We start from the raw sequence: 14652 nt of genomic DNA on the forward strand, positions 1-14652 counted from the left end.
CTGGCGATCTTCACCTACGAACCGGCGATCTTCGCCGGGAGGCGGGAGAAAACCTGACGGGTGGTGTCAGGGTTTGTGGTGAGGATGGGGGCTATGAAGCAGACACTCCAGGGGAAGATCGCGCTGGTGGCGGGCGCGACCCGAGGTTGCGGGCGGGCCATCGCGGTCGAGCTGGGCCGGGCCGGGGCCACCGTCTACGTAACGGGCCGCTCCACTCGCGCGCAGCGGTCCGAGGTGAACCGGCCGGAGACCATCGAGGACACCGCCGACCTGGTCACCGAGGCGGGCGGCACGGGTATCGCGGTCCGCGTCGACCATCTCGAACCGGCCGAGGTGGCCGCGCTGGTCGCCCGGATCGACGAGGAGCAGGGCCGGCTCGACGTGCTCGTCAACGACGTGTGGGGCGGCGAGGGCTTCGTCGAGTGGGGCAAACCGCTGTGGGAGCACTCGCTGGAGGGCGGGATGCGGCTGCTGGCGCTCGGCCTGCATACCCACATCATCACCAGCCATGCCGCGCTGCCGCTGCTGGTCCGCCACCCGGGCGGTCTGGTCGTCGAGGTCACCGACGGCACCGACGAGTTCAACCGGAACTACCGCGACTCCTTCTTCTACGACCTGACCAAGACGTCGGTATCCCGGATCGCGCTGGCCCAGTCCGCCGAGCTGAAGCCGCACGGCGGCACGGCGGTGGTGGTCACGCCCGGTTTCCTGCGCTCGGAGCTGATGCTCGACCACTTCGGCATCACCGAGCAGAACTGGCGCGACGGCGCGGCCAAGGCGCCGCACTTCATCCTGTCCGAGACGCCGACCTACCTCGGCCTGGGTGTGGCGGCGCTCGCGGGCGACCCGGATCGCAACCGGTGGACCGGCCGCTCGCTGTCCAGCGCGGGTCTCGCGCAGGAGTACGGGCTGACCGACGTCGACGGCTCGGTGCCCGACATCTGGCGCTACTTCGCCGACCACGGCACCGCCGAGGACGGGCCCGTCGACCCCACCGGCTACCGCTGACGCAGCGCAGTTCACGCGGGCCGTGAACCGGCTCACGCACGCCGGGCTCATGACCGCCGTGTCAGCGGGCCGGGACCGCGTTGCGGGCCGCGATCGCGGCGCCCACCTCGGCGAACGCCGCCCGTAGCGGCGCCGGGGCGAGCACCTCCAGCTCACCGCCGAGCGGCAGCAGCTGCCCCAGCGCGACCTGCGGCGACTCGACCGCCAGCTCGACCTCGCACCAGCCCTCCGCGTCGGGCGGGCCGGTGTGCAGGACCGCCTCGCCGCGCGTCGCCGGGTCCAGGTGGTGCGGCAGCCGGGTGAGGCCGCGCGGGCTGAGCCGCACCCGGACCCGGTCCCGGATCAGCGTGCGGTCGAACGAGGCCGCCGAGGCCGACCACCACTGCGCGAGCTGGAACGCGGCGGGCCGGTCGAACACGTCCCCGGCGGTCTCGACCGCGGTGATCCGGGCCAGCCGGTAGGTGCGCACCGCGTCCGCCTCCGGCACCCGGGCCACCAGGTACCAGACACCTGCCTTGAGGACCAGGCCGTACGGCTCCAGCGTGCGGCGCACGGTCGCGTCGGTGCGGCGGTAGCGCACGGTGATGCGGCGCTGCTCCCATACCGCCTCGGCGACGGTCATCAGGTGCGGCAGCTCCTCGCCGCGGTGGAACCAGCCGGGCGCGTCGAGGTGGAAGCGCTCGGCGATGGTGCGGGCCCGGTCGCGCAGCCCTTCCGGCAGCGTGGCCAGCACCTTCGCCTGTGCCGCGAGCAGCACCGAGCCGAGCCCGAGCTCGGCCAGGGCCTCCGGGGCGGCCCCGGCGAACAGCGCGGCGGCCTCGGCGCCGGTGAGGCCGTCCAGGCGGGTGCGCCAGCCGTCCAGCAGCCGGATGCCGCCGTTGCGGCCGGGCTCGGTCCACAGCGGCACCCCGGCCGCCTGGAGCGCGGCGACGTCGCGGTAGACGGTGCGCACCGACACCTCGAACAGCGCGGCCAGCTCCCCGGCCCGTGCCGAACGCCGCTGCTGCAGCGTGAGCAGCAGCGACACCAGGCGCGACGCCTTCACAGGGCGGCCGCGAACGCGTCCAGCCGCCGGGCGACGCGCACCAGGTTCTCGGCGCTGCGCACCGGGTCGTCCGGGTGCTCCAGCGCGTGGTCGGCGCCGGGCAGTTCCAGGCAGCTCAGGCCGAGGTCGTCGGCCAGGCGCGGGTCCCAGCTCCAGTCGGCGCCGCCGCCGACGAGCAGGGTCGGCGCGTTCGCCGCGCCCAGCGCGTCGACCACGTCGGGCCGGAACAGCAGCGGGGTGAACCAGATCGCGGGCAGGTCGCGGGCGGCGGCCAGCGGTGCGGCGTACGTGCCGAGGGACTTGCCGACGAGCAGGATCCGGCTCGCCGCCTCGGCCTCGACGGCCGCGGCCGCCTGTGTGGCGACCCAGGCCGCGCGCTCCTCCTCGTCGGTGGTGGCGGGCGGCTCCCACCAGAGTTCCTGCACCGTCCAGCCGTGGCCGAACAGCACGTTGCGGGCCAGGTGCAGCAGCGGCCGGGCGGGCGTGTAGCCGCGGCCCGGCAGCACGATCGCGACCCGGTCGGGGTCGGCCGGCCAGCGGTCGTCGCTGATGTTCGGCAGGGGGCGGCGCATGCGCCGATCCTAGAACCGCGCTGAGGCCCGCGCGGCCCCTTTAAAGGCCATACACATTGGAGGGTATGGGCGGCGTCACGCTTTCGCTCCGTAGCGCGCGCCGACCGTCCGGGTTTCTCGGGCTGATCGAGGGGACCGGTCGCATCGATTCACTTCTTATGATCCCTGTCGATGTGGGCCGGACCGGCTCACCGGAACTGCTGGAGGATCTGTGCGTAGGTGGTATGCGGCGGCAATGGCGGCGCTGGGCCTGGCGGTGCTGCTGGCGGTGCCCTCCGCCGCGGGCGCGGGCCGGGGCGACACGGCGCGCGGATGCGAGCGGCACTTCGACGCCGCGGTGGCCGACTTCGACGCGAAGTTCCTCGCCAGGGACCTGCCGGCGGTCATGGCGTACTACCACGACGAGGCGGTGCAGATCGGCTCCAACGGGGCCTACCGCAAGGACAAGGCGGCCATCCAGGCCAACTTCACCGGGCTGTTCACCTACGACTTCACCGCGACGTTCCCGGAGGTGAAGAAGGTGGTCGACGGGTGCCGCGGCGCGACGCTGGTGGTCGACTTCACCCTGGCCATCCCGTCGGTGAACTTCAAGCAGCACTTCTACAACGCGCTCACGTTCGTGCGCGAGCGCGGCGAGTGGAAGATCATCCTGGATGTGAGCTCGCCGCTGCCCGTCGTGTGACTCCCGCCCCACGTCTGAGCTGCGCCCCGGCCCGCCGCCGCCGACCGTTCGCCGGTCGGCCGCGGCGGGTCGGCTTTGTGACGCAGCCCGCCCGGGGGTGGCGCCGGAGGGCGTTCTCGCGGCATGGTGGCGGTCCACCCCGTGCCGCGTGGTGGGACGGACTGGCCGGGGAGGGGGTGCCGGCGGGGATGCCGGTCGGGGAGCACGTGGTCGCCCGGGCACGCGAGCACATCGCGGCCGGGTCGCTGGCGTCCGCACAGGACCTCCTGTCCGCCGCGCTGGCGACGGTGCCGCCGGACCCGGCGCAGGCCGCCCCGGCGACGGCCGAGGCGGTGGTGCTGCAGACCGGTGTGCTGCTCGGGCTCGGGGACCCGTATGCCGCCCGGGGCTGGGCCGCCTACGGCTACGCCGCCTACCGCAACCTGCACGGCGAGCGCGACCGGCGCACGCTGCACGCGCTGGGGCTGCTGGCGGCGGTGCTCGCGCGGGTCGGCGTGCACGCGCGCGCGGTGACCCGCTACCTCGACCTGATCGCGGCGTACACCGAGCTGGACGGGCCGGACTCGGACCGGGTGCGGGCGGCCCGCGCCGATCTGGCCACCGTCGAGCACGCGCAGGGGCACTGCGTGACCGCGCGGCTGCGGCTGGCCACGGTCGTCGACGAGCACCGGCAGCGCCACGGGTTGGCGCATCCGGTGGGTGTACGCATGCAGCTGCGGCTGGCCGCGATGTGGCGTGACTGCGGCGGCTTCAACGACGCGCACGAGCTGCTGACCGAGGCCCGCGAGGACGCGGCCGGGCTGGACCCGGACGACCCGGTGCACGCGCTGCTCGCCGCGGCGGCCCACGCGGTGGCCGATCCGCGCCACCGGTGTGGCGTCGGCCTGGCCCAGGACGTTCCGCTCGCGCCGTCCGGCGTGTCCCGCCCGGCTCCCGCGGAGGCCGCGCCGACGTCGCGTCAGGGGTCCGCGAGCACCACAGCAGGACCGGAGCCGGTCCCGCCCGGCGGGCCGGAGACGGCCGGGCTGACGGGTCGTCCCGGCGGGCCTGAGACGGCCGGGCTGACGGGCCGTCCGCCCGCCGCCGCGTCCGTGGGCCCTCCGGCCGCGACGGACAGATCAGCTGATCACCTGCCCGCTGGGCGGGCGTCGCTGCCGCCCGCGCCGGAGGACGCCGTCGAGGACGACTGGCTGCGGCGGCTGCGCGCCGATCCCGGTGCCGCGGCCGAGCCGGTGGAGCCCGGCGACACGAGCGGTTGGGCGCCGTCCGTGGTGGAGCGGGAGGCGGTGGCGGCGTGGGATCACCTCACGCCGGTGTACGACGCGCCGTCGGTGCTGGCCGCGCCGACGTTCACGGCGACCGTCTACCTGCCGCCGTATCTGCCGGGACCGGCTGCGGCGGGGCCGGAGCCCGGGGCGCGGCCGGCCGGGGCGCGGCGGGCCGAGGCGGCGGCGCAGGTCCGGCGGCTGCCGCAGCATTCGCTGGTGCTGGTCGCGGCGTGCGTGGGCATCGTGGCGATCGCGCTGCTCTTCGCGTTGCTGGTGAGCTCGGTATCGCGCTGACCGCGCGCCGTCTAATATCGACGGCGGGCTCTGACGGCCCTTCGGGAGCCGGGCCGTCGTCGCCGTCTCGCGCCGGCTGCGCCGAGCAGCGCCGGCGCCTCGTCACGTCTCGTGTCATGCGCGGCGGTCTCCGCCTGGGCAACGGACTTCCGTCCGCGCGCCCGGATGAGAGGACCGCACATGTCCAGGCCCACCCTGAGAACGGCGCTGCTGGCGCTGCTGGGCGTTCTCGCCGCCACCGCACTGGCGTTCGTCGCCGCGCCGGTGAGCAGCGCGGCCGCCGCGCCGACCCGCGTCATGGCGCTCGGCGACTCGATCACCGGCTCGCCCGGCTGCTGGCGGGCGCTGCTGTGGCAGCGGCTGCAGAACACCGGCTACACCAACGTCGACTTCGTCGGCACGCTGCCCGCGCAGGGCTGCGGATTCACCTACGACGGGGAGAACGAGGGCCACGGCGGCTTCCTCGTGACCAACGTCGCCGACCAGAACCAGCTCGCCGGCTGGCTGTCGGCGACGCTGCCCGACATCGTGCTGATGCACTTCGGCACGAACGACGTGTGGTCGGCCCGCTCCAACGCGCAGATCCTCGCGGCGTACAGCAAGCTGGTCGACCAGATGCGGGCCAGCAAGCCGACGATGCGCATCCTGGTCGCGAAGATCATCCCGATGAACCCGGCGAGCTGCGCCGAGTGCGCCGCCCGCACGGTGTCGCTGAACAACGAGATCCCGGGCTGGGCGGCGGGCAAGACCACCGCGCAGTCGCCGATCACGGTGGTGGACCAGTGGTCCGGTTTCAGCACCGCCACCGACACCTACGACGGGGTGCACCCGAACGCCGCCGGCGACCAGAAGATGTCGGACAGGTGGTATCCGGCGCTGACGGCCGCGCTGAGCGGGGTCACCCCGTCCAACCCGCCGTCGCCGTCCGCCTCGGCCTCGCCGTCGGCGTCGCCGAGTCCTTCGGCGCCGCCCAGTCCTTCGGCGTCGCCGAGCCCGTCCCGGCCGCCGTCGCCGTCACCCTCGACCGGCGGCGTCAAGTCCTGCTCGGTGGTGTACACGATCGCCGGGCAGTGGCCCGGCGGCTTCCAGGGTGAGCTGAAGGTCACCAACACGGGCACGGTCCCGATCAACGGCTGGATCGTGCGGCTCACCTTCCCCAACGGGCAGGTGATCACCCAGTCCTGGAACGGGGTGTACACGCAGAGCGGGGCGCAGCTGACGGTGACCAACGTCAGCTGGAACGGCGTGCTGCAGCCCGGCCAGTCCGTATCGACCGGCTTCCTGGGCAGCGTGCCCGGCACCAACACCATCCCGACCCAGCTGACCTGCACGCCGCTGTAAATCGGACAAATATGCATTCTCCGGGCGCGCCTGCAGGGTGGGCGCGCCCGGCCCGGGTAGCGCGGTGAGCATGCTCATCGGGTCAGGGCACGGCCCGCCCGCGCGGGCGTGGTACAACTGGGGGTCGTGAATCGGCGGATCATGTCCGGAGATTCGAGTGAATACAGCCGGCCCGCGCCGGCTGTCCCTTTTGTGGGAGGCGGAGGGGAGGCCTCGGTGGCTCAGCAGCCGCTGGGCGATGCCCGCGTGGACGGCGCCACGGCGCGCGACCGCGTGCTGACCATCCCCAACCTGATCAGCTTCGCGCGCCTGCTCGGCGTGCCCGTCTTCCTGTACCTGTTCCTGGTCGCCGACCAGATCGGCTGGGCCGTGGTCGTGCTGGGCCTGGGCGGCACCACCGACTGGATCGACGGCTACCTGGCCCGCCGGCTCGGGCAGGTCAGCCGGCTGGGCGAGCTGCTCGACCCGTTCGCCGACCGCCTCTACATCCTGGCCACGCTGCTCGCGTTCACGCTGCGCGAGATCGTGCCGTGGCAGTTCACGGTCGCGCTGCTGGCCCGCGACGTGCTGCTGATGCTGACCTTCCCGGTGCTGCGCCGCCTCGGCTACGGCCCGCTGCCGGTGCACTACCTGGGCAAGACCGCCACCTTCATCCTGCTGATGGGCTTCCCGATCCTGCTGCTCGCCTGGGCGGTGCCCAGCGGCGCGGTGCACGACATCGCGTACGCCAGCGGCTGGGCGCTGTGCTGGTGGGGCATCGTCCTCTACTGGATCGCGGGCGTGTTCTACCTCGCCCAGTTCGCCGCCGTGGTGCGGCGCTCGCGTCAGGCCGCCGCATGAGTGAGCGCGACACGGGATCCGTGAGCGAGGAGCGCCGCACGGAGCCCACCCCCGCCACGCCCCGGCAGTGGCAGACCGACATGCTCAGCGACCTGTTCCGCTACCCGCTCGACGCCGGGTACACCGACGCGGCCGCCGCCCGGCGTAAGCACGGGCCGCTGCCCGCCGGGACGCGGCGCGTGCGCCGGATCGTCACCGTCGTCGCCTGCCTGATCATCGGTGTGCTCTTCTCGGTGGCGTACCTGCAGGTCGTGGAGCGGGCACCGGGCCGGGCGACGGCCCGGGCCGGGCTGATCCGGGACATCGAGCAGCGGCAGGAGCACACCAACGGGCTCGCCCGGCGCGCCGAGGCGCTGCAGGCCGAGGTGTTCAAGCTGCGCGAGGAGGCCCTCGCCGACACCTCCCTCGGCCAGCTGCGCGAGGTCGAGGCCGCGGCCGGGATGCGCAAGGTCACCGGCGACGGCGTCGTGGTGACGATGGCCGACGGCCCCAACGCGGCCGGCGAGCGCCTCGCCCAGGTGCTCGATGTGGACCTGCAGCTGGTCACGAACGCGCTGTGGGCCTCCGGCGCCGAGGCGATCTCGGTCAACGGGCAGCGGCTGACGGCGGCCACCCCGATCCGGGCCGCCGGTTCCGCGATCGTGGTCGGCAACGCGCACGTGATCAGCCCGTACGAGGTGGCCGCGATCGGGCCGTCGGACATGGCCGACCGCTTCAACGAGACGGAGACCGCGTCCGTGTACCGCGCCTACGCCGACGACAAGCAGTACGAGATGCGCTTCGACGTGGACGAGCGCGACGACCTGGAGCTGCCCGCCGCGGTCATGCCGCGGCTGCGCTACGCCACGGTCCCGCAGCCGTCGCCGTCGGGATCCCCCTCACCCTCAACCTCGCCCTCGGGAGGTGGCAAGTGATCGCAGTGCTGGCGCTGATCGCCGGGGTGGTGCTGGGCGTCGTGCTCAACCCCACCGTCCCGGACGCGCTCCAGCCGTACCTGCCCATCGCCGTGGTGGCCGCGCTGGACGCGGTCTTCGGCGGGGTGCGTGCCAAGCTGGACGGGATCTTCGACGACAAGCAGTTCGTGATCTCGTTCATCTCGAACGTGCTGGTCGCGGGGTTCATCGTCTACCTCGGTGACAAGCTGGGAGTGGGCAGTCAGCTGTCCATCGGCGTGGTCGTCGTGCTCGGCGTCCGGATCTTCGGCAACGTGGCGGCGATCCGCCGCCGGCTGTTCAAGGCGTAGGTGCAGTGGTGACCGACGAGAACAAGGCAGGCAGCGGACCGGACGAGCCGACGGTGCCGCTGGGCGGCGCGCGGCCCGGCGACGCGGCCGACCCGGCCGCGGCGCGCGAGCCGGAGCCGGTGGACGCGGCGGAGCCGGCGGACGAGCCGGTGGCCGCGGACGGCCGGACCGAGGCCGCGGCGGACGAGCCGGCGGAGCCCGCCGCGAGCGGCTCCCGGTGGCGGGTGAGCGGCGCGGGCGCGGTCATCGGCGTGCTGCTGGTGCTGCTCGGCTTCACGCTGGCGGTGCAGCTCAAGAACAACTCCACCAACGACGCGTACGCCACCATGCGCCAGGAGGACCTGGTCACCATCCTGGCCGACCTCGACGCCCGCGAGGACCGGCTCCAGCAGGACATCACCGAGCTGGAGAACAGCCGCCGCGAGCTGGCCTCGGGCGCCTCCAGCCGCGACCAGATCCTCAAGGAGGCGCAGGAGCGCGCCGACGACCTGGGCATCCTGGCGGGCACGCTGAAGGCCACCGGCACCGGGATCACGCTGCGCTTCAGCGACGGCACCAAGCCGATCACCGCGGCGCACCTGCTCAACGCGATCCAGGAGCTGCGCGGCGCGGGCGCCGAGGCGATGCAGGTCGACGGCAACGGCGGCTCGGTGCGCGTGGTCGCATCGACCCACTTCGTCGACTCCCCGAACGGCGGCATCGAGGTGGACGGCGTCCGGCTGACCGGGCCGTACACCATCACGGCGATCGGCCCGGATGACATCGACGTGGCGATGAAGTTCCGCGGCGGGGTGGTTAACGATGTCGAGGGCGACGGCGGTAACGTGATCGTCAGCAAGCCGCAGCCAGTGGAGATCACCACGGTGCTGCCTAATGCGCCGACCTTGGAGTACGCCAAGCCCGTCTCCTGACGGGCGAGCCGCACGACGGCTTGAGCGAGGGGGAACCACCGTGATTCCTGAGGACCTGAAGTACACCGCCGAGCACGAGTGGGTGACCACGAAGGGCGGCACGGTCCGGGTCGGCATCACGCACTTCGCGCAGGACGCCCTCGGCGACATCGTGTACGTGCAGCTGCCCGAGACGGGCCAGGCCGTGGCGTCCGGCGAGTCCTTCGGCGAGGTCGAGTCGACCAAGAGCGTCTCGGAGATCTACGCCCCGCTCACCGGCACGGTGACCGCCCGCAACGAGGCGCTCGTCGACTCGCCGGACCTGATCAACACGGACCCGTACGGCGAGGGCTGGCTGGTCGAGATCGAGGTCGCCGACCCCTCCGCGCTGGATGCGCTTCTCGACGCGGCGGCGTACCGTGAACTGACTCAGAGCTGAACCTTCATTCAGGGACGTGGTTAGAGCCAGCGAGTCCGGTTGACCCTACATTTCCAGGGTCGCTAGGCTCGCTGCCTAAGCTCGCCGCTGACGTCGAGTAACGCCCTGCCGGTGTCCACAGCTGTTCCACGCATAGTGGCCGATACGACCGTGAGGTGGTCCGATGACGCGACCAGACGACGAGTTCCCCCAGCTCGACGTCACGTCGACCCTGCATCTCGGCAACCTGGAGGAGGCGCTGGAGGGGCCGGACTCGGACGTCGTCCCTGGTCGTGTCGCCGGCCAGCTGCCGCCGGGCATGGCCCTGCTGGTGGTGCGGCGCGGGCCCAACGCGGGTGCCCGGTTCCTGCTCGACCACGACGTGACGACCAGCGGCCGTCACCCCGACAGTGACATCTTCCTCGACGATGTCACCGTGTCGCGCCGGCACGCCGAGTTCCACCGCGACGGCTCCACCTTCACGGTGCGCGACGTGGGCAGCCTCAACGGCACGTACGTCAACCGGGAGCGGGTCGAGTCGGCGACGCTCAACAACGGCGACGAGGTGCAGGTCGGCAAGTTCCGCCTGCTGTACGTGGCCGGCCCGCGCGCCGAGGAGGCATGACAGCTGCGGTGCCGGCGTCGGCCGGCGGTGGGAGCGGGGCGGCACGGGCACAGGCGCTGATGAGCATCGGCGAAGTGCTCGGGCTGCTGCGTTCTGATTTCCCGGACATCACCATCTCGAAGCTGCGCTTCCTCGAGACGGAGGGTCTGGTGGAGCCGCAGCGGACGTCGTCCGGTTACCGCAAGTACAGCCGCGAGGACGTGGCGCGGCTGAGATTCATCCTGGCCGCGCAGCGTGACCAGTATCTCCCCTTGCGCGTCATCCGGGAGCAGTTGTCCGAAGGCGCGCACCTGGCGCAGGTGCGCCCCACCCTGGTGGCGGTCGGCGACGACCACCGCCCGGAGCCGGTGGAGGAGCCGGCCGCGGAGCGCCTGCGGCGGCAGGAGCTGTGCCGGCGGGCCGGGATCGGTGAGGCGCTGCTGGCCGACCTGGAGCGGCACGGGCTGGTGTCGGCGCGGGCCGGGGAGTGGTTCGACGGCCACGCGCTGGCCGTGGCCGAGGTCGCCGGACAGCTCGCCGAGTACGGGGTCGAGCCCCGGCACCTGCGGGCGTACCGGGTGGCCGCCGACCGGGAGGCAGGGCTCTACGCCCAGCTGGTGGCGCCGCTGATGCGGCAGCAGGACCCGACGGCGCGGGCGCGCGCGGCGGAGACGATGCGGGAGCTGACCGTGCTGTCCCAGCGCCTGCACGCGGCGCTGCTGCGGTCGGGGCTCAACGACGCGCTCGGCGGCTGACGGCGTACGTACGAGCCGACGGTGCGCGCAGGCGTGTAGCGTGCAGTAGAAGAGGCCAAGAGGCGCGGTGTGGTACGGCAGGCCGTCGGGCGGGCCGACCGGCCGAGGCGGACGCGACGGAGGCGAGACGGTGCGCGAGCTGAGCGTGATCGGGGTTAGGGTCGAGCTGCCCACCAACCAGCCGATCGTCCTGCTCCGTGAGGTGGACGGCGACCGGTACCTGCCGATCTGGATCGGTGCGGTGGAGGCGACGGCGATCGCCTACGAGCAGCAGGGCGTCAAGCCCGCCCGCCCCCTCACCCATGATCTGCTGCGGGATCTCCTGCAGGCGCTGTCGGCGCCGCTCAAGGCGGTGGAGATCGTCGAGCTGAAGGACAGCATCTTCTACGCCGACCTGCTGATCGGCGACTCGGTGCGGGTGTCCGCCCGGCCCAGCGACGCGATCGCGCTGGCGCTGCGGGTGGGCGCCCCGGTGCGCTGTGCGGAGAAGGTCCTCGACGAGGCCGGGATCATCATCCCGGACGAGCAGGAGGACGAGGTCGAGAAGTTCCGCGAGTTCCTGGAGCAGGTGCGCCCGGAGGACTTCGCCTCGTAGCCGGAGCGTGTTAACGACCGGGTCACCGAAAAGTGACGCGCTCGGACTCGTTTGTGGCGTGTCGCAGCGTTGCCTCCCCGCCGCCGAGCGTCATCCGCTATAGGCTGGCCAGGTCGACACTCGGCGGGAGGTAGTCGCATGAACCAGCTCCACGATCCGCAGGCTTCCGACAGCGACCCAGGTCGTCCCGGTGGCGCGGCTGCGCTGCGCGGCACGGTGGCGGAGGACGCGGACCCGGAAGGCGGTTCGCTCGGCTATCGGGGCGTGACGGCCTGTCACGCGGTCGGCATCAGCTACCGGCAGCTGGACTACTGGGCGCGCACCGGGCTGGTCGTGCCGAGCATCCGCGACGCCTCCGGCTCCGGCACCCAGCGGCTCTACTCCTTCCGCGACCTCGTGGTGCTCAAGGTGGTCAAGCGCCTGCTCGACGCGGGGGTCTCGCTGCAGAACATCCGCCGCGCGATCGAGACGCTGCGGGCGTACGACGCCGACGACCTGGCCACCATCACGCTGATCTCCGACGGCACCTCGGTGTACGACTGCCGCTCGCCGGAGGAGGTCGTGGACCTGCTCCAGGGCGGGCAGGGCGTGTTCGGGATAGCGATCGGCGGCGCCTTCAAGGAGATCCAGGGCTCGCTGTCGCACCTGCCCGCCGAGCGCGGCACCGAGGTCGAGGAGGCGACGGTCACCCCGTTCGCCCCGGCCGTGCTGCCGCTGGGCGTCACCGACGAGCTGGCCGCGCGCCGGGCCCGCCGCCGCGCCGGCTGACCGATTGCCCGACCCCCGCGTGATCGGCGTCACGGCCGGGCGGGTATGAACGCAGCATGCTGCTGCACGCCGAGGTGCGCCGTCGCTGGCTGTGGACGGCCGGGGCCGCCGTCGCGGCCTACGCCCTGCTGACCGCCGCCGTCGAGGTCCCCTGGGGCCCGCTGATGGCGCGGGACGCGGTCATCAGCGCCGCCGCGCACCAGTTCGCGCTGGAGAATCCGGCGTGGCGCCAGGCGATGATCGCGATCACCCGGACCGGTGACACCGTCGTGCTGGTCGCCGTGCTCGTGTTCACGCTCGGCTTCCTGCTGCGCCGCAGGCTGTTCGCGCAGCTCGCCTTCGTGTGCGCGGCGGTGGCGGCCAGCGCCGCGCTGCGGCTGACGGTGCACGCGCTGGTGGCCCGCCCGCGTCCGGAGGACATGCTGTCCAGCGGCGCGGGCTGGTCCTATCCGTCCGGACACACCAGCCACTTCGCCACCGCCGCGCTGCTGCTGCTCCTGCTGGCCTGGCCGCTGACCCGGGCCCGCTGGCAGCGGATCGCGCTGGTCGCGGTCGTGGGTGGCTGGGCGCTGCTGGTCGGGGCGAGCCGGGTGGCGCTGGTGGTGCACTGGCCCTCGGACGTGCTCGGCGGCTGGCTGGTCGCGCTGGCCAGTGTGCCGTTCATCGCCGTGACTCACGCTGTGTACCTGAATCACTCCCGTCGGTAACTTTACATTGCCATGCGTAACTGCCTGCTGCGAATCTGATCGCCCGGACGGCCCGACGTGGACCGTCCACGGTGGGAGGGGTGCGCACATGGCACGACGCTGGCTGGTGACGGGATGCTCGACCGGGCTGGGCCGGGCGCTGGTGGAGCGGCTCGCGGGGGCCGGCGAGCGGGTGCTCGCGACCGCCCGCAAACCCGAGACGCTCGCCGACCTGGCGGCCCGTTTCCCCGACAACCTCGTCACCCAGGCCTTGGACGTACGCGACCCGGACGCCTGCGCGGCGGTGGTGGCGGCCGCGGCGGACCGCTTCGGCGGCGTCGACGTGCTCGTCAACAACGCCGGCTACGGGCAGGTCGGCGTGGTCGAGGAGGTCTCCGACGCCGAGCTGGCCGAGCAGTTCGCCACCAACGTCTACGGCCCCTGGCGGCTGACCCGGCTGGTGCTGCCGCTGTGGCGGGCCCAGGGCGGCGGGCACGCCGTGTTCGTCTCCTCGGTCGCGGGGCTGGTCCCGTTCCCCGGGCTGGCGGCGTACACGGCCAGCAAGTTCGCGCTGGAGGGGCTGGCCGAGTCGCTGGCGCAGGACACCGCGCACCTCGGCGTCAAGGTGACCATCGTGCAGCCCGGCGGCTTCAGCACGGAGTACGGCGTCACGGCCCCGCTGCCCGCGGCCCGGGTGTCCGCCTACGACCCGGTGGCGGGCCCGATGCTGCACGGCCTGCGCGGCATGCGCGACAACCCGGCGATCAACCGCCCGGAGCTGTTCGCCGAGGCCGTGCACCGGCTGGCCGACCTGCCCGAGCCGCCCCTGCGCCTGCCCGTCGGCGAGGACGCGCCCCAGTTCATCAGCGCCGCCCTCACCGCCCGCACCAAGGAGTTCGAGGAGGTCACCGCCGCCCGCCTCCACGTCTGACCGGGGATCAGTCGCGGAGGGCGTCGGCGATGCCGGGTTCGAGGGGGCCGAGGAAGACGGGGTCGCGGTTGGTGACGGTGTCGAGAGCGGCCTTGACGCAGGCGCCCTGCTCGCGGACGACGGCCTTGGTCCAGAAGGTCTCGAAGCGGCGGGCGGTGTCGTCGCCGACCCCGTACGTCTCGATCCCGGCGTCGCGGCACAGCGCCACGGCGCGGTCGATGTGGTAGCTCTGCGTGATCACGATCAGCTTGCGCACCCCGAACACCCGGATGGCGCGCTGGCAGGAGTCGTACGTGTCGAACCCGGCGTGGTCGGCCACCACCTTGCGGGCGGGCACGCCCCGGTCGACCAGCCAGTCGCGCATGGTGTCCGGCTCGTCGTAGGTCCACTGCCCGTGGTCGCCGGACACCAGCACGGCCCGCACCCGGCCCGCCTGGTAGAGCTGCCGGGCGAGGTCCAGCCGCGCCTCCAGGAACGCCGACGGCGTGCCGTTGTCGTACACCTGCGCGCCCAGCACCAGCGCCACCGGCGCCTCGGGGACGTCGTCCACGCCGTACACGTGGCCGGAGGCGCTCCAGCGCACCCAGCCGATGCTGCCGGCCAGCGCGAGCACCCCGGCCAGCAGGCCGTACAGCACGACTCGCCGGGCCAGTCGCCACCAGCGCCGGCGTGTCCGGACGGGAGCCTCGGGCGGTGGTGAGCCGGTCATACG

General features: G+C 73.0%; 18 protein-coding genes. 15 read left to right on the top strand and 3 right to left on the bottom strand.

What is annotated here, in order from left to right; translation table 11 throughout:
* The first annotated feature begins 93 nt into the window (after positions 1–93).
* Positions 94–1008, top strand: a complete 915-nt coding sequence (locus tag Cba03nite_RS37010) for an SDR family oxidoreductase (protein ID WP_203756826.1) — start codon at positions 94–96, stop codon at positions 1006–1008.
* A 61-nt stretch (positions 1009–1069) separates the two neighbouring features.
* Here Cba03nite_RS37010 and Cba03nite_RS37015 read toward each other — a convergent pair whose 3' ends face one another.
* Together Cba03nite_RS37015 and Cba03nite_RS37020 are read right to left on the bottom strand one after the other, a co-directional pair.
* Positions 1070–2035, bottom strand: coding sequence for a helix-turn-helix transcriptional regulator (locus Cba03nite_RS37015; protein ID WP_239126298.1), 966 nt, complete (start codon positions 2033–2035; stop codon positions 1070–1072).
* A gap of 14 nt (positions 2036–2049) precedes the next feature.
* On the bottom strand, positions 2050–2625 hold the full coding sequence (locus Cba03nite_RS37020; RefSeq protein ID WP_203756832.1) for an alpha/beta fold hydrolase: 576 nt from the start codon (positions 2623–2625) through the stop codon (positions 2050–2052).
* 211 nt (positions 2626–2836) lie between these two features.
* Between Cba03nite_RS37020 and Cba03nite_RS37025 the strand changes: the two genes are divergently transcribed.
* The 14 genes from Cba03nite_RS37025 (at position 2837) to Cba03nite_RS37090 (ending at position 13940) form a co-directional block, all read left to right on the top strand.
* Complete coding sequence (locus Cba03nite_RS37025) at positions 2837–3307, top strand: YybH family protein (protein ID WP_203756834.1); 471 nt, start codon at positions 2837–2839, stop codon at positions 3305–3307.
* Between the two features lie 188 nt (positions 3308–3495).
* Entirely contained in the window at positions 3496–4869 is a 1374-nt protein-coding gene (locus Cba03nite_RS37030) for a hypothetical protein (RefSeq protein ID WP_203756836.1), read from the top strand.
* 180 nt (positions 4870–5049) lie between these two features.
* Entirely contained in the window at positions 5050–6210 is a 1161-nt protein-coding gene (locus Cba03nite_RS37035; RefSeq protein ID WP_203756838.1) for a cellulose binding domain-containing protein, read from the top strand.
* 216 nt (positions 6211–6426) lie between these two features.
* The gene (gene clsA / locus Cba03nite_RS37040) at positions 6427–7050 is read left to right on the top strand and encodes a cardiolipin synthase ClsA (RefSeq protein ID WP_239126299.1); all 624 of its coding nucleotides are present in this window, start codon (positions 6427–6429) and stop codon (positions 7048–7050) included.
* Positions 7047–7964, top strand: coding sequence for a DUF881 domain-containing protein (locus Cba03nite_RS37045; RefSeq protein ID WP_203756840.1), 918 nt, complete (start codon positions 7047–7049; stop codon positions 7962–7964). The genes clsA and Cba03nite_RS37045 overlap by 4 nt, the downstream gene beginning before the upstream one ends.
* Positions 7961–8293, top strand: coding sequence for a small basic family protein (locus tag Cba03nite_RS37050; RefSeq protein ID WP_203756841.1), 333 nt, complete (start codon positions 7961–7963; stop codon positions 8291–8293). The genes Cba03nite_RS37045 and Cba03nite_RS37050 overlap by 4 nt, the downstream gene beginning before the upstream one ends.
* 8 nt (positions 8294–8301) lie before the next feature.
* A complete protein-coding gene (locus Cba03nite_RS37055; RefSeq protein WP_203756855.1) occupies positions 8302–9204 on the top strand; it encodes a DUF881 domain-containing protein in 903 nt (300 codons plus the stop codon).
* A 40-nt stretch (positions 9205–9244) separates the two neighbouring features.
* Complete coding sequence (gcvH, locus tag Cba03nite_RS37060; protein ID WP_203756858.1) at positions 9245–9622, top strand: glycine cleavage system protein GcvH; 378 nt, start codon at positions 9245–9247, stop codon at positions 9620–9622.
* A 163-nt stretch (positions 9623–9785) separates the two neighbouring features.
* Positions 9786–10226 carry an FHA domain-containing protein gene (locus tag Cba03nite_RS37065; protein WP_203756860.1) on the top strand — a complete coding sequence of 147 codons (441 nt, stop codon included), beginning with the start codon at positions 9786–9788 and terminating at the stop codon, positions 10224–10226.
* Between the two features lie 59 nt (positions 10227–10285).
* The gene (gene ftsR, locus Cba03nite_RS37070; protein WP_203756914.1) at positions 10286–10960 is read left to right on the top strand and encodes a transcriptional regulator FtsR; all 675 of its coding nucleotides are present in this window, start codon (positions 10286–10288) and stop codon (positions 10958–10960) included.
* Between the two features lie 130 nt (positions 10961–11090).
* Positions 11091–11555 (top strand): bifunctional nuclease family protein, encoded by a 465-nt coding sequence (locus Cba03nite_RS37075; RefSeq protein ID WP_203756862.1) that lies wholly within the window; start codon positions 11091–11093, stop codon positions 11553–11555.
* Between the two features lie 138 nt (positions 11556–11693).
* Complete coding sequence (locus Cba03nite_RS37080; RefSeq protein WP_239126300.1) at positions 11694–12323, top strand: MerR family transcriptional regulator; 630 nt, start codon at positions 11694–11696, stop codon at positions 12321–12323.
* Positions 12324–12379: 56 nt separating this feature from the next.
* The gene (locus Cba03nite_RS37085; protein ID WP_203756863.1) at positions 12380–13030 is read left to right on the top strand and encodes a phosphatase PAP2 family protein; all 651 of its coding nucleotides are present in this window, start codon (positions 12380–12382) and stop codon (positions 13028–13030) included.
* Between the two features lie 88 nt (positions 13031–13118).
* Complete coding sequence (locus Cba03nite_RS37090; RefSeq protein WP_203756864.1) at positions 13119–13940, top strand: SDR family oxidoreductase; 822 nt, start codon at positions 13119–13121, stop codon at positions 13938–13940.
* Between the two features lie 7 nt (positions 13941–13947).
* Here the strand turns inward: Cba03nite_RS37090 and Cba03nite_RS37095 are convergent, their stop codons facing one another.
* On the bottom strand, positions 13948–14649 hold the full coding sequence (locus tag Cba03nite_RS37095) for a SanA/YdcF family protein (RefSeq protein WP_203756865.1): 702 nt from the start codon (positions 14647–14649) through the stop codon (positions 13948–13950).
* Between the last annotated feature and the right edge of the window lie 3 nt (positions 14650–14652).

It is taken from the genome of Catellatospora bangladeshensis, assembly GCF_016862575.1.
GTDB lineage: Bacteria > Actinomycetota > Actinomycetes > Mycobacteriales > Micromonosporaceae > Catellatospora > Catellatospora bangladeshensis.

Bases quoted from the DNA above. Each gene is read 5' to 3' on its own strand.
- ftsR (WP_203756914.1), top strand. From the start codon at position 10,286: ATGAGCATCGGCGAAGTGCTCGGGCTGCTGCGTTCTGATTTCCCGGAC.
- Cba03nite_RS37045 (WP_203756840.1), top strand. From the start codon at position 7,047: ATGAGTGAGCGCGACACGGGATCCGTGAGCGAGGAGCGCCGCACGGAG.
- Cba03nite_RS37035 (WP_203756838.1), top strand. From the start codon at position 5,050: ATGTCCAGGCCCACCCTGAGAACGGCGCTGCTGGCGCTGCTGGGCGTT.
- Cba03nite_RS37095 (WP_203756865.1), bottom strand. From the start codon at position 14,649: ATGACCGGCTCACCACCGCCCGAGGCTCCCGTCCGGACACGCCGGCGC.
- Cba03nite_RS37085 (WP_203756863.1), top strand. From the start codon at position 12,380: ATGCTGCTGCACGCCGAGGTGCGCCGTCGCTGGCTGTGGACGGCCGGG.
- Cba03nite_RS37065 (WP_203756860.1), top strand. From the start codon at position 9,786: ATGACGCGACCAGACGACGAGTTCCCCCAGCTCGACGTCACGTCGACC.
- Cba03nite_RS37080 (WP_239126300.1), top strand. From the start codon at position 11,694: ATGAACCAGCTCCACGATCCGCAGGCTTCCGACAGCGACCCAGGTCGT.
- Cba03nite_RS37090 (WP_203756864.1), top strand. From the start codon at position 13,119: ATGGCACGACGCTGGCTGGTGACGGGATGCTCGACCGGGCTGGGCCGG.
- Cba03nite_RS37010 (WP_203756826.1), top strand. From the start codon at position 94: ATGAAGCAGACACTCCAGGGGAAGATCGCGCTGGTGGCGGGCGCGACC.
- Cba03nite_RS37030 (WP_203756836.1), top strand. From the start codon at position 3,496: ATGCCGGTCGGGGAGCACGTGGTCGCCCGGGCACGCGAGCACATCGCG.
- Cba03nite_RS37020 (WP_203756832.1), bottom strand. From the start codon at position 2,625: ATGCGCCGCCCCCTGCCGAACATCAGCGACGACCGCTGGCCGGCCGAC.